This is a genomic window from Kitasatospora sp. NEAU-69, from assembly GCF_057158765.1.
This window is the reverse complement of the sequence record NZ_JBWXUE010000006.1, coordinates 172,696-195,245: the sequence shown is the minus strand read 5'-3', so window position 1 is coordinate 195,245 and position 22,550 is coordinate 172,696. Positions and strand designations below refer to the sequence as shown.

Sequence of the window (22,550 nt, the reverse complement as noted above, 5' to 3'; positions counted from 1 at the left end):
GCGCCTACGAAGGGACACCCGGCGCACCCGCCCCGCCCAGCCTCACCCTGCCCCAGCCTCACCCCGGCGCGATGATCCGCAGCGCCCCCGCCAACAGCGCGATGTCCGCCGGAAGTTGCGCTATCTCGTCGCCGTCGGCGCAGACCGGCACCGCCCGGTCGGCGTCCACCACCACCCGGGTGCCGGTGGCCAGACTGACCTCCGGGCGGCGGATGTGCGTGCCGCGCTTCGCCTCGTTCATGAAGCTCACGATCGCCCGCCGCGGCCCGTCGCCGACCACCATCACGTCGAGCAGGCCGTCGTCCAGCACCGCCGGCGGCACGATCCGCAGGCCGTGCCCGTACGCGCCGGAGTTGGCCACCACCACGGTGTGCGCGCGCAGTCGGCGCGGTTCGGCGCCGTCCATGGTGACCGTGTAGCCGGCCGCCCGCCAGGCCATGATCGCCCGTACCGGTGCGAGCCGGTAGACGAGCAGCGCGGGCAGCCGTCGGCCCGCGTTGATGATCCGGGTGGCGAGGGCGTCGATGCCGATGTAGACGTTGCCCGGCGCGATCACGCCGTTGACCTCCAGCACGTCCACCGCCCGCTCCGGGCCGTCCAGCAGCAGACGGGCCAGCGCGGCCGGGTCGTCCGGCAGGCCGAGCAGGTGGGCCAGGTCGTTGCCCCGCCCGGCCGGCACGATGCCGAGCAGCCCGCCGCCGCGGACGGCGCCGCCCGCCGCGTCCCGCACCATGCCGTCGCCGCCGACGGCGACCACCACCTCGCCGCGCTCGGCGGCGCGGGTCGCGCTCTCGATGGCGTGCTCGCGGCTGCGGGTCGGCTCGGCCCGCACGGTGGCGCCCGCCGCGCGCAGGTGCGCGGCGACCGCCTCCCAGCGGGCGGCGGCGTCGCCGCCGCCCGAGATCGGATTGACGATCGCGGTGAAGGCGCGCATGTCAGCGGCCGGTTGACGCGTCGTGGTGTGCGGTGGCGATGTGCGAAGTGGCGATCAGCACGCCCGGGTTGAGGATCCCGGCCGGGTCCAGCGCCCGCTTCGCCGCCTGCAGTGCCTCGACGGCCAGCGGCCCGATCTCCTCGGCGTACGTCTCGCGGTGGTCGGTGCCCACCCCGTGGTGGTGGGTGATCGCCGCGCCGCTGCTGCGGATCGCCTTGTTGGCAGCCGACTTGGCGGCCTGCCACTGCGCGAGGGGGTCGGCGGTCTGCGCGCAGGCGACGGTGAAGTAGAGCGATGCGCCGGTCTCGTAGAGGTGCGAGATGTGGCAGAGCACCAGCGGCGGGGTGCCCTGCTCGGTCAGCGCGGCGGTCAGCGCCTCGGTGACGGCCGCCCGCAGCGCGTGCAGGTTCGACCAGAAGGTGACCGTCTCCAGCGTCTCGATCAGCAGGCCGGCGTCCAGCAGCGGATCGCGCAGGTACGGCGCGCGGTAGCGGCCCCTGCGCCAGGCCTCGCCGCCCTCACTGCCGAGCAACTCGCCGCCCGCGGCGGTGAGTACGGCGGTGGCGCCGGCCCGTCGGGCGGCCACGTCGGCGGCCGTGCCCTCGTAGCCGGTGACGGCCAGGCAGCCGCCCGGGCCGCCGCCGAACATCTTGCCCGGGTCGGTCAGGTTGATGCTGGTCTCGGTCTCGTCGGAGAGCCGCAGCACGGTCGGCACCGGGCCGTCCTGCACGAGCCGGCGCAGCGCGTCGGCGCCCGCCTCGAAGGACTCGAACTTCCAGGCCTCGAAGACCCGTTCGGCGGGCGCGGGGCGCACCCGGACGGTGACCGAGGTGATCACGCCCAGCGTGCCCTCGGAGCCGAGCACGAGCTGGCGCAGGTCGGGGCCGGCCGCCGACTTGGGCGCGCTGCCCAACTCGACCGTCCCGCGCGGGGTCGCCAGCACCAGGCCGACCACCATGTCGTCGAAGCGGCCGTACCCGGCGGACGACTGCCCGGCCGAACGGGCCGCCGCGTAGCCGCCGATGCTCGCGCCCTCGAAGGACTGCGGGAAGTGGCCGAGCGTCAGCCCATGCTCGCGCAGCAGCCGTTCGGCCTCGACGCCGCGCAGGCCCGCCTGCAGCGTCGCGGTGCGCGAGACCTCGTCGACCGCGAGCAGTGCGTCGAGCCGCTTGAGGTCCAGGGCGACCACGCCGGCGAAGCCCTCGCGGGCGGGGGCCAGGCCGCCGACCACCGAGGTGCCGCCGGAGTACGGGACCACCGCGATGTTCAGCTCGGCGCAGCGCTCGAGCAGCGCCACCACGTCCTGGTGCGAGCCGGGGTACACCACGGCGTCGGGCGCGTCGGAGGCGTCGCCGGCGCGCAGCCGCAGCAGGTCGGGGGTGGACCAGCCACGGGTGTGGGCGATCCGGGCCTCGTGCGCGGAGCTGACGTGCTCGGCGCCGACGACCGCCGTGAGCGCGGCGAGTGCCGTGCCGTCCAGCGCGGGGGCCGGCAGCGCGATCGCGGCCGGCTCGACCGGTCCGGTGGCGGGCTCCGTCACCCCGAACGCGGCCAGCGTCTCGCGGGCGGCGGCCGGCAGTTCGGTCCGGTGGGCGGGGTCGCCCCAGCGGTAGGGGTGGAAGTCCACGACGGGCAGGTCTGACTCGGTCATCGTTGAGGGTCCTCGTGGTTTCGGGAGCGGCCGGCTCGGTGAGCCCGCTGATACACTTCTACATGTGGTGTCGCAGCGAATCAACACTGAGAACAATACTGACGGTGGCGGGCCCAGGGCCGCCAACGCCATCCCCGAGGAGCTGATCCTCGACGCGGCGTTCCGGCTGCTGATGACCATCGGCATGCAGCGGATGACGATGGCGGACCTGGCCCGCCAGGCCGGCGTCTCGCGCGCGACGCTGTACCGGCGCTGGGGCAGCGTGCGCGAGGTGATCGGCGCGCTGACCACCCGGGTCTGGATGGAGCTGGTGGAGAGCTCGTTCCCGGACGGGACCTCGGCGACCCGCGAGTTCCTGGTCGACGGCGTGGTCCGGCTCGCGCGCGGGATCCGGGTCCACCCGCTGCTGCGCAAGATCATCGAGCTGGACCCGGACTTCCTCACGCCGTACCTGCTGACCCGGCGCGGCGCGAACACCAACCACCAGCTCGACCTGCTGGAGAGCGCGATCCGGGCGGGCATCGCCGACGGCTCGGTCCGCCCGGGTGATCCCGCGCTGCTGGCCCGCGCGGTGCTGCTCACCGCGTGGTCGTTCACGCTCACCGGCCCGGTGTTCGTGGACGCGCCGGAGGGCACCGGGCCCGAGGTGGACCGGCTCGACGCCGAACTGCGCCTGCTGCTGGACCGCTACCTCGCCCCGCCCGCCCCCGGCCACTAGCCACCCCCAGTCACTAGCCACCCCCCAGCCCGCTCCTCGCCCCGCCCCCTCGCCCCGGAAGACAGGATTGAAGCGTGCGCCCCTCCCCAGGTGACTCCGTCCGCCGCGACTCCTCCCTCAACGCCGCCCGCCGGGCCCGGGAGCTCGCCGCCCTGGAGCAGGAAGTCGGCCCGGTTGACGTCCTGGTCATCGGCGGCGGCGTCACCGGCGCCGGAGTCGCGCTGGACGCCGCCTCCCGAGGCCTCTCCGTCGTGCTCGCCGAGAAGCACGACCTCGGCTTCGGCACCAGCCGCTGGAGCTCGAAGCTGGTGCACGGCGGTCTGCGCTACCTCGCCTCCGGCAGTGTCGGCATCGCGCACGAGAGCGCGGTCGAGCGCGGCATCCTGCTGGAGCGCACCGCCCCGCACCTGGTCCGGGCGCTGCCGCAGGTCGTCCCGCTGCTGCCCGGCACCGGCGCCGCGGCGACCGCGCTGGTCCGCACCGGCTTCCTGGCCGGCGACCTGCTGCGGATCGCCGCCGGCACCTCCTCCGCCACCCTGCCCCGCTCCCGCCGCCTCTCCCGCGCCGAGGTGCTGCGCTTCGCGCCCACCGTCCAGGACGCCGGCCTGCGCGGCGGCCTGGTCTTCTGGGACGGCCAACTGGCCGACGATGCACGCCTGGTGCTCGCCCTCGCGCGCACCGCCGCCGCCCACGGCGCACGGATCCTGACCCGCTGCTCCGCCGCCCGGGCGACCGGCAGCGGCGCGGTGCTGCGCGACGAGCTGACCGGCAGGAGCTTCCCGGTGCGGGCCCGGATCGTCATCAACGCGGCCGGCGTCTGGGCCGGCGAGATCGCCCCAGGGCTCTCGCTGCGCCCCAGCCGCGGCACCCACCTGGTCTTCTCCCAGGAGTCGTTCGGCGGCCTGAGCGCGGGTCTGACCGTGCCGATCCCCGGCGAGACGAACCGTTTCGTCTTCGCGCTGCCCGCCCCGGACAACCGGGTCTACGTCGGCCTCACCGACGAGGCCGCGCCCGGACCGGTGCCGGACGTGCCGCAGGCATCGGACGGCGAGATCGACTTCCTACTGCGGACCATCAACACCGCGCTGCGCACCCCGCTCACCCGCGCCGACCTGCTCGGCACGTTCGCCGGGCTGCGCCCGCTGCTCGACGACGGCACCGGCCGCACCGCCGACGTCTCCCGCAAGCACGCGGTGCTGACGGGCGCCGACGGGCTGGTCACGGTGGTCGGCGGCAAGCTCACCACCTACCGCCGGATGGCCCAGGACGCGCTGGACGCCGCACTGGCCCGCACCCCGCTGCCCGCCGCCCGCCCGTGCCGCACCCGCGCGCTGCCGCTGGTCGGCGCCGCCGACCGGGGCACCCTCGCGCGGGTCGCGGCCCCGCTGCGCCTGCTCCAGCGCTACGGCACCGAGGCCGCGGCCGTCCTCGCCGAGGCGGACGGCGACCCGGCGCTGCTCACCCCGATCGCCCCCGGCACGGCCACCACCCGCGCCGAACTCCGCTACGCCGTCCGCCACGAGGGCGCCCTGGACGCCGCCGACCTGCTCGACCGCCGCACCCGCATCGGCCTCGCCGCGGCCGATCGCGAACGCGCGTTGGCAGCGGCGGAGGAAGCCCTGGCCACGGCCTGAGGGGCTGACGGCCTGACGGCCTGGCACGGCTCCTACCGCCACGCGTCCAGCGCGACAGCGGCGCCGAACGCGAGGAAGCCCGCGCTCAGGCCCAGCATCCCCCAGGCGTAGCGCAGGTCTTCGGCCAGCCGGAAGCGCTCGGGGTGTCCGGGAAGGTGGCGCACCCGGACCTCGCGGCCGGTCCAGCCCATGCGGTGCGTGCTGGCCACCACACTCAATCCGCGCACCGTCAGGCCGTCGGCGGTGGTGAACTCGATGATCGGCGCGTAGCCGTCGCGATTGTTCGTGAGCGTCAGAGCGACCAGGTCGACCCCGATCACCCGCCCGGTCACCGGTACCCCGGCGAGTATCCGCCGGGTGCTCCGCAGCGCGTGCACCTTCGCGGCGAAGAACAGCGCGGAGGGCCAGCCGATCAGCAGCCCGATGATCAGCTGGTCGGGGTGGACGCGAGGCTGCCCGGCCCGCAGCGCGACCGCCGTGCCCACCAGCAGCGTCACCGCCGGCATCACGATGCCGAGCAGCGGCATCCGCGGCCCCAGGATCCGCAGCCGCGCATCGGACTCCTTACCCGTGCGGTGCCACAGCTGGACGGGCCGACCCGGCCAGACCCCGCCGAGGGCCCCGGTGACGGGGACTTGGCGTTGGATCGCCCTGCCGGTTGCCGTCGGGAGGAACAGGCCGGCCTCCAGCTCGGTCACGTCCCCCGCATCATCCGTGACCTGGCGCATGGTGGTGACCGTCGCCTGCATGGACACGTATCGCCGACCGCCCGGCCTGGTCCGCACCATTTGGTGCACACCGAGCACGATCACCACCAGCAGCAGGGCGGACCAGGCGCTGAGCAGCGGACCCCCGAAAACAATCATGATCGGCAGCATGCCGCACCGCCTCGCTGCTCCGATCAGGTGGTCCCCCCACGAACGAGTGATGATCCGGCACCGCGCCCCACGCCCGGCCAGTACGGTGCGGCCATGACGATCAGGACCTGGGCCCTCGTGGTGGCCGGCGCCGCACTGCTGACCACCGGCGCGAACCTGGCCCCGGCCGCCGTGGCCGGCGATGCGAGCACCCCGCGCAGCCCGTACGTCCGGACCGAGCTCTTCTTCGGCACCGCCCGGCCGAACGGCGGCCCGGCCGTGACGGAGCAGGAGTTCCAGGGCTTCCTGAACGACGAGATCACGCCGCGGTTCCCCGACGGCCTGACCGTCGAGCAGGCCGACGGCCAGTGGCGCGACAGCCACGGAGTGCTCGAACACGAGCACTCCTACGAGGTGATCCTGCTCGTTCCGGCGAACCAGGCGAAGCAGGCCGGGGCGCGGATCGAGCAGATCCGCGCCCGTTACGACAGCGCCTTCCAGCAGGACGCGGTGGGCCGGGTGGACGACTCGGTGCGCGCCTCGTTCTGACCGATGGTCCCCGCAGCCCTATGACTTCGGGTGCCCGAAGAGCTGGTCCAGCGTCCGGCGGTCGCGCTTCGTCGGCCGGCCCGCGCCGGGTTCGCGGATGGCGACCGGCGCGTTGAGCGGATCGCGGGCGGGCGGCGGTGGGCTGTTGTCGACGTAGCACTCGGTGGCGACCGAGGCGCCGACCCGCTTGCTGATCACCCGGGAGACCACGACCACCCGGTCCCAGTTCTCCTGGCGCAGGCGCACCTCGTCGCCCGGTCGCAGTGCCTGCGCGGGCTTGACCCGCTCCCCGTTGACCCGCACGTGGCCCGCCCGGCAGGCGGTGGCGGCCAGTGCGCGGGTCTTGGTCAGGCGGACCGACCAGATCCACGCATCGACCCGCACGGTCCCTTCGTCTACGGCCATGCCCCGACTCTAACCCGCCGCCCGCCCCGGGCCCGCCCCGATTTTCCGCCTGGGCGCAACCGCCGCCGCTGCCGCCGCCACGCCGCTGCCGTGGCCGCTGGGACCGCCGCTGGGATCCCCGCCGCCCGAGCCCGACCCACCTGACGATTACTCAGATGGCTGAGTTCATGTCAGCTCTGTTAAATCCTGCGCCAACTCTTGTTGGCCTGCGCATGACTGATCTATGTTCATCGCCAGTTGCCCGACCGAACGAAGATTCGGGCAGCTCGCGCCCTGCGCGCATGCTCGCCCCCGGTCCCCCACCACAGGAGGCAGTTCATGTTCCGCACCCCCACCACCGCCCGGGCCCGCCGGATAGCCCTCTCGCTCACCGGTGCCGCCCTTCTTGCCAGCGCCACCCTCGCCACCGCCGGTACGGCCAGCGCGGGTACGGCCTCTGCGGCCGGCGTCTTCAGCAAGGGCGGTACGTCCTGGGTGCACTCCTGCGCGACCCTCGCGGCGGGCGACACGATGTCCTGTAACGCGCTCAAGGTCACCAGCGTCACGCAGCACATCAGCCCGCTCGGCGTCAGCGCCAACGCGACGCCGGCCGGTTACGGCCCGAGCGACCTGCGCAGCGCGTACAACCTGCCCGCGAACGGCGGCGCCGGCCAGACCGTGGCCATCGTGGACGCGTACAACGACCCGAACGCCGAGTCGGACCTGGCCGTCTACCGCGCGCAGTACGGCCTGCCGGCCTGCACCACCGCGAACGGCTGCTTCAAGAAGGTCAGCCAGACCGGCACCAGCACCTACCCGGCGAACAACTCCGGCTGGGCGGGCGAGATTTCGCTCGACCTCGACATGGTCTCGGCGATCGCCCCCAACGCGCACATCATCCTGGTCGAGGCGAAGACCGCGAGCACCGCCAACCTCGGCCTCTCGGTGAACGAGGCGGTCAAGCTGGGCGCGAAGTTCGTCTCCAACAGCTACGGCGGCAGCGAGTCCTCCTCGGACCCGACCTACGACACCAAGTACTACTACCACCCCGGCGTGGCGATCACCGCCTCCTCCGGTGACAGTGGCTACGGCGTCGAGTACCCGGCGGCCTCGCAGTACGTGACGGCGGTCGGCGGCACCTCGCTCAGCAAGGCGTCCAACAGCCGCGGCTGGAGCGAGTCGGTCTGGAACACCTCCAGCACCGAGGGCGCCGGTTCCGGCTGCTCCACCTACGACGCCAAGCCGAGCTGGCAGAAGGACAGCGGCTGCTCGAAGCGCACGGTCGCGGACGTCTCGGCGGTCGCCGACCCGGCCACCGGTGTCGCGGTCTACCAGACCTACGGCGGCTCGGGCTGGAACGTGTACGGCGGCACCAGCGTCGCCTCGCCGCTGATCGCGGGCGTCTACGCGGACGCCGGCGCCCCCAGCGCCGCCATCCCGGCCGCCGACGCCTACGCGCACCCCTCCGCGCTGAACGACGTGACCAGCGGCGCCACCGCCACCTGCAGCCCGTCCTACCTCTGCACGGCGGGCCCGGGCTACGACGGCCCGACCGGCCTCGGCACGCCGAACGGCCTGGCGGCCTTCACCGGCTGACGCCGCCCGGCAGACCGGCCTGCCGGGTCCCCACACCCGGCAGGCCCGGGGCCCCTTTCGGCCCCGACATCCAGCGCTCCCCGGCGCCGCACCTGAGCCCGCCGACCCCATCGGGTCGGCGGGCTCAGGGCTGCGGAAAAGTAGGGGTTGACCTGCGGAAAAATAGGGGCAAACTGGTCAGTACACCGGAACACCGGAGAGAGCCGCACCGCCGACGGAGACGTTCGCCGGCCGTCCGAGTGACCCCCATCCAGGCTCTGGCCAGACCCCCGGCCGGGGTCCGATCGGTACCGGAGCGCTCAGGCGACGACCGAGACTCACGGAACGAGACGGATCCGCCGGGGGCCGCCGTATGCCCCCGCGCCGATGTTTCAACTGGCAAGCGGCACGCCAGGCATAAGGAATGACCAACGCGCTGCCCACCACCGCTCTTCGTTTCTCCGACCAGGTCCGGGACGCCCTGGAACAAGGCCGCCCGGTCGTCGCGCTCGAATCGACGATCATCGCGCACGGCCTGCCCCGCCCCCGCAACCTCGCCGTGGCCCGCGAGTTGGAGGATCTCGTCCGCGCCGGCGGCGCCGTCCCGGCCACCGTCGCCGTGCTGGACGGCGTCCCGCACATCGGGCTCGACAAGGACGGCCTGGAGCGGATCGCGCAGGACGCCTCGCTGCGCAAGCTCGGTGCCCGCGACCTCGGCCCGGCCCTCGCCGCCGGCGCCAGCGGCGCCACCACCGTCTCGGGCACCGCCTTCCTCGCCGCCCGCGCCGGGATCCGGATCTTCGCGACCGGCGGTCTCGGTGGCGTGCACCGCGACTTCGCGGTCAGCCAGGACGAGTCCGCCGACCTCACGCTGCTCTCCCGGACCAGGATCACCGTGGTCTGCGCGGGAGTGAAGTCGATCCTGGACGTGCCGGCGACGCTGGAACGCCTGGAGACGCTCGGCATCGGCGTCCTCGGCTACCGCACGGCCGAGTTCCCCGGCTTCTACCTCCGCAGCTCCGGGCGCCCGGTGGACTGGACGGTCGAGGAGCCGGCCGCAGTGGCAGCCGTGATGCGCGCCCAGGACGCGCTGGGCGGCGTGGACTCCGCGCTGATCGTGGCCAACCCGGTGCCGCAGGCCGAGCAGCTCGACCCGCAGCTGCACGACCAGGTGCTCGCCGAGGCCCTGCTCGCGGCCGAACGCGCGGGCGCCACCGGGCAGGCGGCCACGCCGTTCCTGCTTGCCTACCTCAACGAGCACACCGAGGGTGCCTCGCTCGAAGCCAACCTCGCGGCGGTGCGCGGCAACGTCCGGCTCGCCACCGAGATCGCCGCCCAGTGGGCGCAGCCGCACGCATGACGCCCGCCCCGGCCCCAGGCGCACAGGGCAGCCCCGCCGGAAGCCCCGCCGGAGCGCTGCTCGTCATCGGCGACGTCGCGACCGACATCGTCGCCCTGCTCGGCGAACCGCTCGCCGCGCACACCGACACCGCCGCCCGGATATCGCACCGCGCGGGCGGCTCGGCGGCCAACACCGCCGCCTGGGCGGCGCACGCGGGCGCCGAGGTGCGGCTGCTCTCCCGGGTCGGCGCCGACTCCGCCGACTGGCACCGCACCGAGCTGCGCGGCGCGGGGGTCCGCCCGCACCTGGTCGTCGATCCCGAGCAGCCGACGGCCGTGGTGATCGCGCTGGTCGACGCGCAGGCCGAGCGCTCCTTCGTCACCGACAGCGGCGCGGCCGTCCGGCTCGGTCCGGACGACTGGGATCCGGCGCTGCTCGACGGCGTCGCCCGGCTGCACCTCTCCGGCTACCTGCTCTTCCCCGAGCCGGGCCGCCGCCTCGCCGCCCGCGCGATCGCGGCCGCCCGCGCGGCGGGGGTGCCGGTCAGCGTGGACCCGGCTTCCACCGGCTTCATCGAGCGGCTCGGCGTCGGCACGTTCCTGGCCGCCCTCGACGGCGTCGAGCTGCTGCTGCCCAACCTCGCCGAGGCCCGGCTGCTGACCGGCGCGACCGACCCGCAGACCTGCGCCGAGCGGCTCAGCGCGGCCTTCGGCACCGCCGTCGTCAAGCTTGGCCCGCGCGGCGCGCTCGCCGCCCGGGACGGCGCGGTGCTCGCCCGGGTGGACGGCGTGCCGGCGACGGCGGTGGACAGCACCGGCGCGGGCGACGCGTTCAGCGGCGGTTTCCTCGCCGCCTGCCTGCGCGGCGGGCGCCTCGCCGAGGCGACGGCGGCGGGGTGCCGGCTGGGCGCCCGCGCCGTGACCGTCGTCGGCGGCCGCCCGGTGCTCCTGCCGCCCGCCGAATAACGCCGACTGTCCCATGAGATGACTTCTTGCACCGTCCGAGCGACAGGGCGCATCGCAGTCTGGGCGCGAGGGGAACGGTTGGAGGACGAACCGTCCCGGCAGGTAACCGTCCCGGCAGCTAAGAGGTCGACATGAAAAGGCTCCGCACCCTCACTCTCACAATCGCCCTGATCCTCGGCGTCGGCATGCCCGCGGCTGCCGCACAGGACCACGGTGGATCAGCGCCGATGGCCGGCGCGCCGCGTGTCAGCGCGGCCCTGGAGGAGCATGACGGCCCGCCCGTGGACGTTCTCGGGGGAGAGACGGGCATCGCCACGGTTCACTGCCCGGCGGGTGAAGTCCCGACCGGTGGGGGAGCAGTAGGGACTGGACCGGGGACCGGAATCACCAGGTTCATCAGTGCCTTCGCCATCACCAACTCCTTTCCGCAGGGCGATACCTGGGTGGTGTCGGGCCTGAACACCTCGGCATCGACACAGAGTCTGTGGGCATTCGTGGTGTGCAGTACGGCAACGCACACCGTGGTCGAGGCCGCAGCCGGGTTGCTGAATCCGGGCAACGCCGGATCCTCGACGGCAACCTGCCCGGTGGGCCAGGCTCCCACCGGAGGTGGGATGGAGTCGAGCGGGACCGAAGTGACCCTTGCTTCTTCGGCGGCCACGAGCACCGGCTGGTCGCTGCGATTCACCAACAACAGCGGGGCCGTGCAGTCCCCTCGGGCCGTGGTGATCTGCTCGACGACGCCCCACTCCGTCAACACCAGTGCCGGCAGGGACGTCGCTCCGGGAGCCGGAGCTATTGACAGCATCACCTGTCCGTCAGGGCAGGCTCTTACCGGCGGGGGAGTCGTGACCAACAACGCCGGCGTGTTCGTCTCCGAGATGGCGGGCGGCACTGCCTTTTCGAGCGTGCAGGTCATCAACCGCACCAAGTCCACCGTGCACATCGCCGACCAGGCGATCTGCACCGCTGTGTAGGTCTACGGCTGGAGCGTCGGCCCGGCCCTGGCCCCTGCCCCAGGTGCTAGCTCAGGGCGGGACCGGCACCGCGGGTGGCGCCGAAGCCGGTCTCGTGATCCCAGACGTGCGTGCAGCCCGGGCACTGGAGGTGCAGCAGGCTGCCGGTGTTCGCGATCAGGTAGCGCCAGTGCTCGCCGCAGCTGCGCTGCTCGCTGCACGCGGTGCAGCCCCGGGCGTCGTCGCAGCCGGGGCAGGCCACCCAGGCGCGGCGGCCGATGTCGGCCTGCGGATCAATCGGCAGCACGACGCGGCTCCCCTCCGGGCGTCCCGGGGCGTGCGGGCAGCACACCGGCGGCCACGAGCTCGTCGTGGACGCGCTGCTGCTCGGCGTCGAGGCCGGAGTAGAGCAGGGCGTACGCCGCCTCCTCGTCCTGGAGCGCCGCCAGCGGGTCCCAGTCCGGTCCGAGCGCGGCGACGACCTCGGCCCGGCGGCGCATCTCGCCGGCGGTCAGGTCGATGTCGAACGCTGTGAGCTGGGGTTTCGGGTCGCTCGAAGCGGCGGTGTTCGAAGACATGCCGCCATGGTTAGGCAAGGCTTACCTGCAAGTCAACGTGTTCCCGGCCACCCTGCAGCGCGCTCGGCGGCCCTGTCGTTGTTCGTTCACCCAGGACTCGGGTACTCCCGCTGCCTCCGCAGGCGGCTCTAAGCTGCCCGCCGTGCTACTCATCCGTTCATCGCATCCATCGCACTCGTCACGTCGGACGCATCCGACGCATTCACTGAAGCGGGTCGCCCATGGCTGACTGGGTGACCATCTCCGCGCTCGCCACCGCGGGCGGAACGCTGGTGCTTGCGGGCGCCTCGTTCGCCTCGATCCGCTCGGCGGACCGGGCCGCCGTCTCCGCCGAGCGCGCGCTGCTCGCCTCGCTGCGCCCGCTGCTGATCTCCTCCCGGCTCGAAGCGCCGCAGCAGAAGCTGATCTGGCACGACGGGCACTGGGCGCACCTCGGCGGCAGCGCGGGCTACCTGCGGCTTGCGGACGAGAGCGTCTACCTGGCCGCCTCCATCCGCAACGTCGGCCCGGGGCTGGGCGTGATCCACGGCTGGCGCCTCGCGGACGGCTCCGGGTACGGGGACCCGGGTCACCCGGACCCGTCCTCGTTCCGGCGCCAGTCCCGCGACCTCTACGTGGCCCCGGGCGACACCAGCTTCTGGCACGCGGCCATCCGCGATCCGCAGGACCCGGACTACGCGGCGCTGATCGATCCGATCAAGAACCGTGAGCGCGTCAACATCGACCTCCTGTACGGCGATTACGAGGGCGGCCAGCGGACGATCAGCCGCTTCGCGCTGATTCCGGCGAAGAAGGACGAGGACCGCTGGATCTGCCAGGTGCTCCGGCACTGGAGCCTCGACCGCCCCGGTCCGCGCTGACGGCAGGGGTAGGGCGGGGGTGGGGCAGGTGGCTCAGTTGGCGGACCGGCGGTGGCGGCGCCAGTCGATGCCGGTGGCGGGTGGGGACGGGGGCGGTCCGCAGCGCGGGCAGTGGCAGACGGGCCAGTCGAGGGTGCTGCGCAGTTCCCAGAAGGGGTGGGGGTCGACTTCGCAGGTCGGGAGCAGCTCGATCTGCCGGCCGGTGGGGGTGATCCGGTAGACCCGGATCGTCATGCGGCTCATGTGCTCAGTTCCTTTCGCATACCGGGCAGTTGGGCCAGCCGAGCGGGCATGGCCGTGGGGCGGCAGTGGCGGGTGGGCGGGGCGGCGTCGGTGAGGATGAGGATGGGGATGTTGTCGCGATGCCGCCCAGCCGCCCCAACAAGCCGTTGAGCAAGCCGAGTTCGATGATCACGTGCTCGGCTGGCCCTTGGGGACGTACCAGACCGCACCGCCCTCCGTCTCGATCCGCTGGGCGCCGAGCGCAGAGAGCAGCGGGTGACCGTCATCGGCCCGGGGGCTGGCGAGGAGGCGGCGCAGGGCGGCGTACTCGTTGAGCACCTTGGCGAGGGACTGCGCCGTCCGGCCGGTACAGGTGCCGAGGTTGACCTGCGGACCCGATTCGAGCAGCTCCGCGCGGTGGACTGGGCGGAGGTCGGGCCAGGGTGTGATGCCGGCGTCTTCGAGCGCGTCGGAGAGCATCTCGAAGACGACGCGCGACTGGGCCCGGTGCTGTCTGGTGATGTCGTCGATGGCGTCTTCGCGGTCTTCGGCGGGCATCGGGGGCTCCTTGTTTATATGACGATTCCGATGGTTGGCTTTTCGAGGCAGAACACGGCATTTCTGGCCGAAGCCGCGAAAATCCTGCCCGCTGTCTGCACACTTAGTCTCAGTGCGTGAAGGGCCCGGTACCTACCGTTTTGGCATGACAGATCGTCAGTCATAGGACAGTTGGCCCGTCATAGGACAGACGCCTTGTCATAAAGGGGGTTTGCTGCTGATGTCGCCGCGCAAGCGAGAGACGCCGATGGTGCCGGATGAGGATGAGCGCCAGCTGAGCAACCATCAGAGATTGGGGCAAGGAACTGCGTGTCTGGCGCGAGCTCCGCCAGAAGACCCAGGGGCAGCTGGCTGCGGCCGCACACTGTGATCAGTCGTGGATCTCGGCCTTGGAGCACGCGCGGCGGGTGCCAACTGAGGAGTTCGCCAAGTCGGCGGATGACTTCCTTCAGACGCACGGAGTCTTGTCCCGGTTGCTGCCGGGCGTGCTGCAGGAGACCGGAGAGCATCATCGGGACTGGGTTCGGCACTGGCAGGAGTTGGAGGCGAAGGCTTCGACTGTCCGACACCTGGAAACCGGCTTCCTGGCTGGGGTGCTGCAGACAGAGGAGTACATGCGAACCATCTACAAGGAGTACGACGTTGCTGTTCCTCCAGAGCTTCTGGAGGAGCGGGTCGCCACGCGGCTGGCTCGACAGCGCCGACTCCGCGAACCCGGAGCGCCGTTGTGGAGTCTGCTGCTGTGTGAGCAGACCTTGCGCCTGCGAGTCGGCGGACCGGCACTTATGGCCCGGCAGCTTCAGGCGGTGCTGGATGCGAGCATGCTTCCCAATGTCACCATCCAGGTGCTGCCCTTCGAAGTCGGCGAGCATGGCGGCCCGGGATTCTCAATGCTGCTGATGGAGCTGCCTGGTGAGGCAAACGTGCTCTACTCGGAGAGCGTGACACGTGGGCACTTTGTCACCGATGAGGTTGAGTACTTCAGGTACTCACAACGTTTCGACCGGGCCCGGGCCCATGCGCTGAACATAGCTGACTCGGCGGGACTGATTCGCCAGATCAGATCAGAGATGATCAACCTGCTGCCATCACGCGATCTGTCTTCCGTCCCATGGCGTAAAGCGGCCTACGCTGGGGGATGCACCAGCCAGGCCGATCGCCGCGACGCCTCGCAGCCTACCCACGCCTGTGACGGCTGCGGTGGCTCACGTGCCTCGCTTCCATCAGCTCGGTGGTCCACCAGTCTCGTGGGACTTCAGCCGGGCGAGTTCGGTGAGGTCTGAGAGATCCTGGAAGGGATGATCAACATGTCATCAGTCCGCGAGCTGCCGGGCGCTTCCTGGCGCAAGTCCACTTATTCGGAGGGCAACGGCGGGGCCTGCATCGAGGTGGCTGACGGCTTCGAACTCGTGCAGCCCGTCCGTGACAGCAAGGACCCGCATGGCCCGGTGCTCTCCTTCCCAGCCCCCGCCTGGTCCGCCTTCGTCACGGGCATCCGCACCGGCGAGTTCGGCGAGGTCTGAGCAGTCCGGGAAGACCGCACACCTGACGGGGCGTTCCCTCGCGCTTCCTGAGCCGGAGGCGCAGGAAGCCCCATCAGTGTCCCCGCCGGCGGCGAATCCACCGGCCTCGGCCCGGTCACCTGCGAAAATCGCTGTCCCATCACCGGAGAGCGGTGATAGAAATCCGGCGTGCAAAACACTCTTGAGTTCTCCGACCTGCTGCGACTGATCGACGAGCGGTCGACCGCCTTCCGCGCCGCGGTTGCCGCCGCGCCCAGCCTCGACGTGCAGGTGCCGACCTGCCCCGGGTGGACGCTGTTCGATCTGCTGAAGCACCTGGGCGGGGGAGACCGTTTCTGGGCCGCCATCGTCGGCGCCGGGCCCGCCGACGGTCCGCCGGCCGAGGCCGTCGCCGCGCGCGCCGCCCTGGAGCTGCCGAACGAGCGCGAGGCCCTGCTGGACTGGCTGGCCGCATCGACGGAGCTGCTGCTGGGCGCCCTGCGCAAGGCGGGCCCGGAGAGCGGTTGCTGGGCGTGGTGGAGTCCGTTGCAGTCGCCGCTCAGCGCCGGCGGGGTGGCCCGGCACCGGGTCCAGGAGACCGCTGTGCACACCTACGACGCCCAGCTCAGCATCGGCGCCCCGGAGCCGCTGCCGACCGAGCTCGCGCTCGACGGCGTCGAGGAGTTCCTGTTCAGCTGCTGTGCGACGTCGAGCGCCTGGCCGCACGAGCCCACCGCCTTCGACTTCCACGCCACCGAGGGCCGCTCCTGGCGCCTCACGGTCGACGCCGACGGCGCACGCACCACCAGCATCCCCGTGCCCGGCAGCGCCGCCGGCGAGGACTTCGACCCGGCCCCCACTGCCGTCCACGGCACGGCCGCCGACCTGGTCCTCTTCAACTACGACCGCATCCCGGTCAGCTCCCTGGGCGTCGACGGGGACGTCGAGCTGTGGGGCCTGCTCCGCGCCTGGGAGCCGGAGGACTAGGACGCAACGGAACCGGCCGCCCCGCCGCCGCGGTCACTTCGCCGCGGCGGCACCCCGGGGTTGATCAATTGCCCAACACCGTCTCAGGCGTCAAGCCGATTCGCGGCAACCCTCGCGGCAATGCCGCCGCGCACCGCCGCAGCCGCCGAGCTGTCGGGCTTGCGCTCCGCCTGGCTGCGGAAGCACGTCACGAACTCATCGGCGAGGCCAAGGCGGGGATAGCGGCCCAGCACCTCGGCCCTGAACTCGGCCGAGAAGTCGTCCACGTTCCGGCCGGAGATGTCCAGGCTGGTCGAGCGCTCCAGCAGGTGGCCCTCGGGGTCCATGCCGACATCGACCTCGTCCCACATGTGCCTGACGATCACCTCCGACACCCGTGTGCGCCGTGCCGCCGGCCAGCCGGCACCGGCCGCGAAGACCCAGCCCACGTGCCCGCCCGCTTCGTCGAACGACACGGTGTGGTTGTCGAACTCCTTCACCAGACCGATGTCGTGGAGCATCGAGGCCACGTACAGCAGCTCCGGGTCGAACGCGATCTCACGTGACGTGCCGTAGGCCGCCGCCCACAGGTAGGCACGCACGGAGTGGTTCAGGAGCGCGGGTGAACAGTAGGCGGACGCCACTTCGAGGGCAGCGGTGCACGCACGCGTGTCAGGGATCTTCAGATCATCGAGGTTCACGACGGCGAGTATCCCGTGAAGGCCCGAGCCTGGTTCCGCCGGGTGGTCCAGGCGTGATCGCCAGGTGGCAAGGCGGGGTGTGCCGGTCAGCGCAGCCCCGCCGGCCAGACCGGCGGGGCTGCGCTGACCGGCTCGGGCCGCCTACTGGGGCTGGTCGATCACCATGGTGAAGCTGAGGACCATGATCTGCTCGTACTTCGGGGGGAAGCTGCTGGCGATCCTGAGGAGGGACTTTGGGTCGATGTCGATGTCGTTCTGCTCGATGGTGATCGTCTTGCCCTTGCCGTCCTTGTGGCTGTCGCCGACCTTGACGATCGCCTCCTTGTCCGGGCTGGAGACGGTCAGGGAGGACGTGATGTTGTCGAAGTCGTCGCCGACGTCACCCGTCGCAGTGAGGGTCTTGCTGCGGCCGGCGAACTTCGAGTCCTCGTACAGCGTCACCGTCCACCCCTTCGGGATGGTCACCGAGCTGATGAAGTCGTCGTCATCCAGCGCGCTGGTGTCATAGGCGCCGGGCTGCAAGGTCTGGCTCTTGCCCTTGCAGCCGCGCTCACCGTGAACGATCACGTGTTCGGTAGCCATGATCCCCTCAAATTCCGTCAGTTGGGACAAGACGGTGGCGACTTTAGGGGGCATGGGCTGCCGATGGCGGTGGACTCGCCTGACCATCACTCGTTCGGGTATTGCCGGGGTCCGTCAGGCGTCGCTCGGGGGCCGGTGGCGCTGGTAGTGGCGGGCCGCGCGGGCGCGGTTGCTGCAGGAGGGCTTGCAGAACTCCTGCCGGCCGTGCCCCTTGAGGAAGTAGCGCACGCAGCGCGGGGCCGTGCAGGCACGCAGCTGCTCGCGCCGAGGGCCGGCCAGGAAGTCGATGGCGGAGCGGGCCAGGGCTGCGGTCAGCGCGACGAGCGGGTCCACAGCGGGACCGGCGACAATCGTCTGCCGGAGCGGCGGTTCGCCTGCCGGCCAGGTCAGTTGCGGACTTGTCGCGACTCGCCGGGCGGCTGCGTTGAGCCGCTCGACCGCGTCATCGACGGAGATCAGCCGATGGGCGTCCGCACTGCTCGGCGGCGCCGGGCTGACCGCGCGTGCGAACAGGGCGCGCACCGCCTCGCGCAGTGACACGACGGCCGACCGGGCCTCCTCGTCGATGGTGAGCCCGTGTACGTCGACGACCCCGTCGAGCAACTCGGCGACGCCGCCGCCCAGCCAGGCCGCCAGGCCCGCCGGATCCGACAGGTCGTCCGCCACGCCGCCATCGCCGTCATGGCGGATGGTGCCCGCCAGCTCGAGCGCCAGGCACCGCTCCACCGTCTCCGTGCCGTCCATGGGCTCCATTCGATCACGCTCACGGTCTGCCGCGCCGCTTGCCTACTTGATCAAGGGGCGACGCATACTCTACCGTCCCTAACGCATAGGAACGAGTTTAGCGTTAGACGCACAGGTTCCTCGATCCAGACCCCTCGATCCCGAAAGGGCGACCCATGGTCCTCCTGGCACACATCAGCGATCTCCACCTCGACGGCACGGCCCGCGCCGCCGAACGGGCCACCCGCGTCATGGACCACCTCCGGGCGCTACCGCAGCGCCCCGACGCGCTCATCGTCACGGGGGACATCGCCGACCACGGCGATCCGGCCGAGTACCGGCAGGCCGCCCGGATCCTCGCCGCGCCCTTTCCCGTGCTGACCTGCCCCGGCAACCACGACAAACGGGCGGTCTACCGCACGGCCTTCCTGGGCCAGCCGGCCGCCGACGGGCCGATCAACAGCGTCCATCACGTCGCGGGCACGGCGATCCTCATGGTCGACTCGACCATCCCCGACCGTCATGACGGCCTGCTCGCGCCGGAGACGCTCGCCTGGATCACCACGACCCTCGACGGTCTGGATCCCGCCACCCCGGCCCTGCTCGCCTTCCACCACCCGCCGGTGCTCCTGCACCACCCGGTGCCCGACTCGCTCCGGCTCGGAGAGCCCGACCAGCTGGCCGCGTTGCTGGCCGCGTACCCGCAGGTCCTGGCCGTCTTCACCGGCCACGCCCACACCAGTGCCGCCGTCGAGTTCGCCGGCCGGCCCCTGCTGGTGGCCCCTGCCACGATCTGGACGCTGGGACTGCCTTGGCAGGGCACGCAGCTCGCCGACCTGGAGGCGCCGCCTGGGCTGGCCTTCCACGTCATCGAGGACCGGCAGGTCGTCACCCACTTCCGCGTCGTGGGCTGACCGGCCACCGCCGTGAACCCCTACGCCGTAGTCGGATTCCTGGGCGCGGTCCTGCCGCTGGTCGCGACGCCGGGGGCGAGCCTTACGCTGCTCGTCCAGCGGGTCACGACCGGCGGCAGGCGCGCGGGGCTGCCGGTCGCGCTCGGTACGGCCACCGGTCTGTACGTCCATGCCACGCTGGCGGCGCTGGGCCTGTCCGCGCTGGTCATGCGGTCGAGCCAGGCGTTCGCCGCCGTCCGGCTCGCCGGGGCGGCCTATCTACTGGTCCTGGGCATCTCGATCTGGCGCTCCGCCACGCCCCGGCCCACCAAGCGACGCAGCGCCCTCGCCCGGCCGCCGTGGGCCCGGAGCTCGACGTACACGCAGGCGCTGCTGGGCAACGTGCTCAACCCCAAGGCGGCGTCCATCTACCTCACGCTGGCGCCGCAGTTCATCGACCCCCACCGGTCCCTGCCGCAACAGATCCTGATCCTCGCCACCGCCCAGGCCGCCCTCGTCACCCTCTGGCTGCTGATCTGGACGCTCATCCTCGGCAGTGCCCGCCGAGTCGCAGTCGCAGCCTCCCCACGCTTCAAGGTGATCCTCAACAGGATCACCGCCACCGTCCTCGTGGGACAGGCCGTGCGCACGGCAGTCACCTGACCGCTGCGCCAGAAGTCGGCCCGGCCGACCTCTGCCGACGGCAGGAAGCCAGGTGAACTTGTGGGCCGGCTCACCATCGCCCAGGTGCTGCACAACGAGTGACCCCGCCACCCCTGGGCCGGGGTGGCGGGGTCGCTGGGAGGCCTAGCGGCGCCTCAGTCGATGCAGAACTCGTTGCCCTCGATGTCCAGCATCGGGATGCACGAATCGTTGCCGTCATACAGCGTTTGCACGTGTACCGCGCCGAGCGGGACCAGCCGTGCGCACTCGGCCTCAAGGGCGGCGAGGCGCTCTTCGCCCACGAGTCCGGTGCCGACGCGTACGTCGAGATGCAGCCGGTTCTTGGCGGCCTTCCCTTCGGGGACGCGCTGGAAGTACAGGCGCGGGCCCACGCCCGAGGGATCGATGCAGGCGAACCATGAATCCTGCTTCTCGGCTGGCTGCGAGCTCTTGTACTCGTCCCACGTGGCAAACCCCGCCGGTGGCGGCGGCACGACGTACCCCAACACCTCGCACCAGAAACGAGCGAGGCGCTCAGGTTCTGCGCAGTCGAAGGTGACCTGGAACTGTTTGATCGGCGATCCCATCGCGCCACCATAGCGGCGCGTGCTGTTTCGCTGCACGCAAATATGATCAACAAACGCCACGGCCGCGGCCGCGGCGTGCGGCGGACGGTAGTCCACCCAAGGGCGTTGTCGGGGGCGATAGTTCAGGTACGGCCTGATCTCGGCTGCCAGGCAAGCATCTGTTCGAACACATAGGCGTGTATCGAACGACAGTGCCCATCCAGGGCTCTCGCCTGTCCCTCCATCCCCACGGGTATCGCCCCTGCGTGGTACGGGCGGCGATGCTGTCCCGTTTTGGCCAAAGATCGCGATGTCGGGGATTCGGGCGTGTGCGAGCGCCGCAAGGCGGAAGGATTGCCGTGACGCGCTTCGGGTCGGGGGGTTGCCGTTCCAGCTTGTGACCGGGTCCTTCCCGTTCGATGACTTGTTGCGTCCATGACATGACATTCCTGATGTCCGCCACCCGTTGTGCCCGGACATCACCACGCCTTGAGGAGACAGCAGGATGACCGTGAACTCTGAGCCCGTCGAGCCGAGCGCGTACGTGACGCAGCAGAACCAGGCCGCCGCCAAGAACCTCCCCACTGACTCCAACGACTTCGAGTTCGCCCAGCGGGGTCTGCTTGCGGTGTCCGAGGTCCCCGTCGTCCTGTCCCGGGACGGCAAGAACGCTGTCTGGGACTTCACGGCCTTGGAGTTCGTGGAAGGCGGGGACGCGCCGGGCCCGGTGGCCCCGGCGGTGTGGCGCCAGGGGCAACTGGACAACCCCAGCGGGCTGTTCCAGGTCACCTCGGGTGCGAGCGGCACCCTCTACCAGGTGCGGGGACACGACCTCGCCAACCTGACCATCGTCACCGGCACCACCGGCCTGGTGGTGATCGACCCGCTCGGCTCGTACGAGACGGCCCGCGCGGCGCTCAAGCTCTACCGCGACACGACCGAGGACGCCCGACCGGTGCGTGCCGTGATCTACACCCAGAGCGGGGTGGACCACTTCGGCGGCGTCCGCGGGCTGTTCGCCGACGCCGGTGACACCGTGCCCGCGGACCTGAAGATCTATGCGCCCGACGGCTTCCTCGCCGACGCGACGCTGCGCCACGTCACCAACGGCGCGCACACCGCACAGCTGGTCGACTACGCCTACGGCACCCGACTCGCTGCGGGCCCGGACGGCCTGGTCGACTCCGACCTCGGCCGTACCGTCTCGATCGGATCGCAGACGTTCCTGGCCCCCACCGACACCGTCGGCGGTCTGCTCCCGGCCGCGACCTCGCAGGCGAGCTGGCCCGCCTCCACCGGCATCCCCTGGCAGGACGGCCTGTACGTCGTCACGGTGGACGGGGTGCAGCTGGTCCTCCAGCCCGCAGGTGGTCACGCCTCCCCGGCCGAGATGAACGTCTACCTGCCCGCGTTCCAGACCGTCTACCTCGCCGGCCCCGGCCTGCTCGGGAGCCCCAGCCAGACCCGCGCCGCCTTCCTGGACGCAGCGAACACCGCCTTCGGCACCACCGCCGTGGCGGGCGCAGCCGCCTACGGGTGGCCGGTCTGGAGGACGGAGACGGATGCGACGACCGTCTCCACCTGGATCGCCGCCCGCCGCACGGCCGCCACCAGCGTCCCCGACGCCGGTGCGCCGGCGGCCGTGTTCGCCACGCCCGGCTATTTGGGCACCCCGACCCGTACCGTCCGCGAGGTGTGGTCCGCGCTGACCGGTGCCGCCCTGGGTGCAGCCCAGCTCAGCGTCACCGCGAAGGCGGCCCTGATCACCCAGGGAGGCGCGGCCAAGGCAGTGGCCGCCGCCCAGAGCGCCTACGACGCGGCTGTGCCCGACTACGCGCAGGCCGTGCTGCTCCTCGACCCGGTGATCTCCGCCGCCTCGATCCCGCTGGCCGTGCCCGCCGCGACCGCGCAGCAGGCCCGGACCCTCCAAGCCCAGGCCCTCACCCAGCTCGGCTACCTCGCTGCCCAGGGCAGGATCCGCAACGCCTGCCTGACCGCCGCGCAGGACGTGATCGACCCGGGGTCGATCGTGACCTCGTTCCCGCAGACCATCGGTGACCTGGCCGCCGCCGCCAACCCGCTCGGCGCCTGAGAACGCCGGTGCGGGGGGGGGGGGGGGGGGGGGGTCCCCTCGTCGCACCCCCCCCCCAACAGGCTTTGTTCCCTCTCTT

Annotated in this window: 26 protein-coding genes; 14 read left to right on the top strand and 12 right to left on the bottom strand. The window is 71.8% G+C overall.

What is annotated here, in order from left to right:
- Window positions 1-58: 58 nt before the first annotated feature.
- Together AC060L_RS09685 and AC060L_RS09680 are read right to left on the bottom strand one after the other, a co-directional pair.
- Window positions 59-934 carry a diacylglycerol/lipid kinase family protein gene (locus tag AC060L_RS09685; protein WP_483798191.1) on the bottom strand — a complete coding sequence of 292 codons (876 nt, stop codon included), beginning with the start codon at window positions 932-934 and terminating at the stop codon, window positions 59-61.
- A 1-nt stretch (window position 935) separates the two neighbouring features.
- Window positions 936-2,585, bottom strand: coding sequence for an FAD-binding oxidoreductase (locus tag AC060L_RS09680; protein WP_483798190.1), 1,650 nt, complete (start codon window positions 2,583-2,585; stop codon window positions 936-938).
- A gap of 64 nt (window positions 2,586-2,649) precedes the next feature.
- Here AC060L_RS09680 and AC060L_RS09675 point away from each other — a divergent pair, with 64 nt between their 5' ends.
- Window positions 2,650-3,303: a TetR/AcrR family transcriptional regulator gene (locus tag AC060L_RS09675; protein WP_483798189.1), complete on the top strand. Its 654-nt coding sequence runs from the start codon at window positions 2,650-2,652 to the stop codon at window positions 3,301-3,303.
- Window positions 3,304-3,377: 74 nt separating this feature from the next.
- Window positions 3,378-4,937, top strand: a complete 1,560-nt coding sequence (locus AC060L_RS09670; protein ID WP_483798188.1) for a glycerol-3-phosphate dehydrogenase/oxidase — start codon at window positions 3,378-3,380, stop codon at window positions 4,935-4,937.
- Between the two features lie 32 nt (window positions 4,938-4,969).
- On the opposite strand, the gene AC060L_RS09665 is transcribed toward AC060L_RS09670, so the two are convergent.
- Window positions 4,970-5,803 carry a DUF3592 domain-containing protein gene (locus tag AC060L_RS09665; protein ID WP_483798187.1) on the bottom strand — a complete coding sequence of 278 codons (834 nt, stop codon included), beginning with the start codon at window positions 5,801-5,803 and terminating at the stop codon, window positions 4,970-4,972.
- Window positions 5,804-5,908: 105 nt separating this feature from the next.
- Here AC060L_RS09665 and AC060L_RS09660 point away from each other — a divergent pair, with 105 nt between their 5' ends.
- Window positions 5,909-6,343, top strand: a complete 435-nt coding sequence (locus AC060L_RS09660; RefSeq protein ID WP_483798186.1) for a DUF3574 domain-containing protein — start codon at window positions 5,909-5,911, stop codon at window positions 6,341-6,343.
- An 18-nt stretch (window positions 6,344-6,361) separates the two neighbouring features.
- On the opposite strand, the gene AC060L_RS09655 is transcribed toward AC060L_RS09660, so the two are convergent.
- Window positions 6,362-6,748, bottom strand: coding sequence for an RNA-binding S4 domain-containing protein (locus tag AC060L_RS09655; RefSeq protein ID WP_483798185.1), 387 nt, complete (start codon window positions 6,746-6,748; stop codon window positions 6,362-6,364).
- A 318-nt stretch (window positions 6,749-7,066) separates the two neighbouring features.
- Here AC060L_RS09655 and AC060L_RS09650 point away from each other — a divergent pair, with 318 nt between their 5' ends.
- The 4 genes from AC060L_RS09650 to AC060L_RS09635 all read left to right on the top strand — a co-directional run bounded on the left by AC060L_RS09650 (window position 7,067) and on the right by AC060L_RS09635 (window position 11,586).
- A complete protein-coding gene (locus AC060L_RS09650) occupies window positions 7,067-8,323 on the top strand; it encodes a S53 family peptidase (RefSeq protein WP_483798184.1) in 1,257 nt (418 codons plus the stop codon).
- 403 nt (window positions 8,324-8,726) lie between these two features.
- Window positions 8,727-9,662 (top strand): pseudouridine-5'-phosphate glycosidase, encoded by a 936-nt coding sequence (locus AC060L_RS09645; protein ID WP_483798183.1) that lies wholly within the window; start codon window positions 8,727-8,729, stop codon window positions 9,660-9,662.
- Window positions 9,659-10,609: a carbohydrate kinase family protein gene (locus AC060L_RS09640; RefSeq protein ID WP_483798182.1), complete on the top strand. Its 951-nt coding sequence runs from the start codon at window positions 9,659-9,661 to the stop codon at window positions 10,607-10,609. Before AC060L_RS09645 ends, AC060L_RS09640 begins: the two co-directional genes overlap by 4 nt.
- A 131-nt stretch (window positions 10,610-10,740) precedes the next feature.
- Window positions 10,741-11,586 carry a hypothetical protein gene (locus AC060L_RS09635; protein WP_483798181.1) on the top strand — a complete coding sequence of 282 codons (846 nt, stop codon included), beginning with the start codon at window positions 10,741-10,743 and terminating at the stop codon, window positions 11,584-11,586.
- Between the two features lie 46 nt (window positions 11,587-11,632).
- On the opposite strand, the gene AC060L_RS09630 is transcribed toward AC060L_RS09635, so the two are convergent.
- A complete protein-coding gene (locus tag AC060L_RS09630) occupies window positions 11,633-11,872 on the bottom strand; it encodes a hypothetical protein (RefSeq protein ID WP_483798180.1) in 240 nt (79 codons plus the stop codon).
- Entirely contained in the window at window positions 11,859-12,143 is a 285-nt protein-coding gene (locus tag AC060L_RS09625; RefSeq protein ID WP_483798179.1) for a DUF6400 family protein, read from the bottom strand. Before AC060L_RS09625 ends, AC060L_RS09630 begins: the two co-directional genes overlap by 14 nt.
- A gap of 221 nt (window positions 12,144-12,364) precedes the next feature.
- Here AC060L_RS09625 and AC060L_RS09620 point away from each other — a divergent pair, with 221 nt between their 5' ends.
- Window positions 12,365-13,003, top strand: coding sequence for a hypothetical protein (locus AC060L_RS09620; protein ID WP_483798178.1), 639 nt, complete (start codon window positions 12,365-12,367; stop codon window positions 13,001-13,003).
- A gap of 33 nt (window positions 13,004-13,036) precedes the next feature.
- Here the strand turns inward: AC060L_RS09620 and AC060L_RS09615 are convergent, their stop codons facing one another.
- Complete coding sequence (locus tag AC060L_RS09615; protein ID WP_483798177.1) at window positions 13,037-13,246, bottom strand: hypothetical protein; 210 nt, start codon at window positions 13,244-13,246, stop codon at window positions 13,037-13,039.
- A 168-nt stretch (window positions 13,247-13,414) separates the two neighbouring features.
- Complete coding sequence (locus AC060L_RS09610; protein ID WP_483798176.1) at window positions 13,415-13,783, bottom strand: hypothetical protein; 369 nt, start codon at window positions 13,781-13,783, stop codon at window positions 13,415-13,417.
- Between the two features lie 284 nt (window positions 13,784-14,067).
- Here AC060L_RS09610 and AC060L_RS09605 point away from each other — a divergent pair, with 284 nt between their 5' ends.
- The 3 genes from AC060L_RS09605 (at window position 14,068) to AC060L_RS09595 (ending at window position 16,272) form a co-directional block, all read left to right on the top strand.
- Window positions 14,068-15,066, top strand: a complete 999-nt coding sequence (locus AC060L_RS09605; RefSeq protein ID WP_483798262.1) for a helix-turn-helix domain-containing protein — start codon at window positions 14,068-14,070, stop codon at window positions 15,064-15,066.
- A gap of 24 nt (window positions 15,067-15,090) precedes the next feature.
- Entirely contained in the window at window positions 15,091-15,306 is a 216-nt protein-coding gene (locus AC060L_RS09600) for a DUF397 domain-containing protein (protein ID WP_483798175.1), read from the top strand.
- Window positions 15,307-15,474: 168 nt separating this feature from the next.
- On the top strand, window positions 15,475-16,272 hold the full coding sequence (locus AC060L_RS09595) for a maleylpyruvate isomerase family mycothiol-dependent enzyme (protein WP_483798174.1): 798 nt from the start codon (window positions 15,475-15,477) through the stop codon (window positions 16,270-16,272).
- Window positions 16,273-16,355: 83 nt separating this feature from the next.
- Here the strand turns inward: AC060L_RS09595 and AC060L_RS09590 are convergent, their stop codons facing one another.
- The 3 genes from AC060L_RS09590 to AC060L_RS09580 all read right to left on the bottom strand — a co-directional run bounded on the left by AC060L_RS09590 (window position 16,356) and on the right by AC060L_RS09580 (window position 18,278).
- The gene (locus AC060L_RS09590; RefSeq protein ID WP_483798173.1) at window positions 16,356-16,952 is read right to left on the bottom strand and encodes an HD domain-containing protein; all 597 of its coding nucleotides are present in this window, start codon (window positions 16,950-16,952) and stop codon (window positions 16,356-16,358) included.
- Window positions 16,953-17,093: 141 nt separating this feature from the next.
- Entirely contained in the window at window positions 17,094-17,534 is a 441-nt protein-coding gene (locus tag AC060L_RS09585) for a hypothetical protein (RefSeq protein WP_483798172.1), read from the bottom strand.
- 114 nt (window positions 17,535-17,648) lie between these two features.
- Window positions 17,649-18,278, bottom strand: coding sequence for a CGNR zinc finger domain-containing protein (locus AC060L_RS09580; protein WP_483798171.1), 630 nt, complete (start codon window positions 18,276-18,278; stop codon window positions 17,649-17,651).
- Between the two features lie 155 nt (window positions 18,279-18,433).
- On the opposite strand from AC060L_RS09580, the gene AC060L_RS09575 reads away from it, so the two are divergent.
- Together AC060L_RS09575 and AC060L_RS09570 are read left to right on the top strand one after the other, a co-directional pair.
- Window positions 18,434-19,171: a metallophosphoesterase gene (locus tag AC060L_RS09575; RefSeq protein WP_483798170.1), complete on the top strand. Its 738-nt coding sequence runs from the start codon at window positions 18,434-18,436 to the stop codon at window positions 19,169-19,171.
- A 12-nt stretch (window positions 19,172-19,183) separates the two neighbouring features.
- Window positions 19,184-19,813 carry a LysE family translocator gene (locus AC060L_RS09570; RefSeq protein WP_483798169.1) on the top strand — a complete coding sequence of 210 codons (630 nt, stop codon included), beginning with the start codon at window positions 19,184-19,186 and terminating at the stop codon, window positions 19,811-19,813.
- A 155-nt stretch (window positions 19,814-19,968) separates the two neighbouring features.
- On the opposite strand, the gene AC060L_RS09565 is transcribed toward AC060L_RS09570, so the two are convergent.
- Window positions 19,969-20,400 carry a VOC family protein gene (locus tag AC060L_RS09565; RefSeq protein WP_483798261.1) on the bottom strand — a complete coding sequence of 144 codons (432 nt, stop codon included), beginning with the start codon at window positions 20,398-20,400 and terminating at the stop codon, window positions 19,969-19,971.
- Between the two features lie 484 nt (window positions 20,401-20,884).
- Here AC060L_RS09565 and AC060L_RS09560 point away from each other — a divergent pair, with 484 nt between their 5' ends.
- Window positions 20,885-22,471 (top strand): alkyl sulfatase dimerization domain-containing protein, encoded by a 1,587-nt coding sequence (locus AC060L_RS09560; protein ID WP_483798168.1) that lies wholly within the window; start codon window positions 20,885-20,887, stop codon window positions 22,469-22,471.
- The last annotated feature ends 79 nt before the right edge of the window (window positions 22,472-22,550 follow it).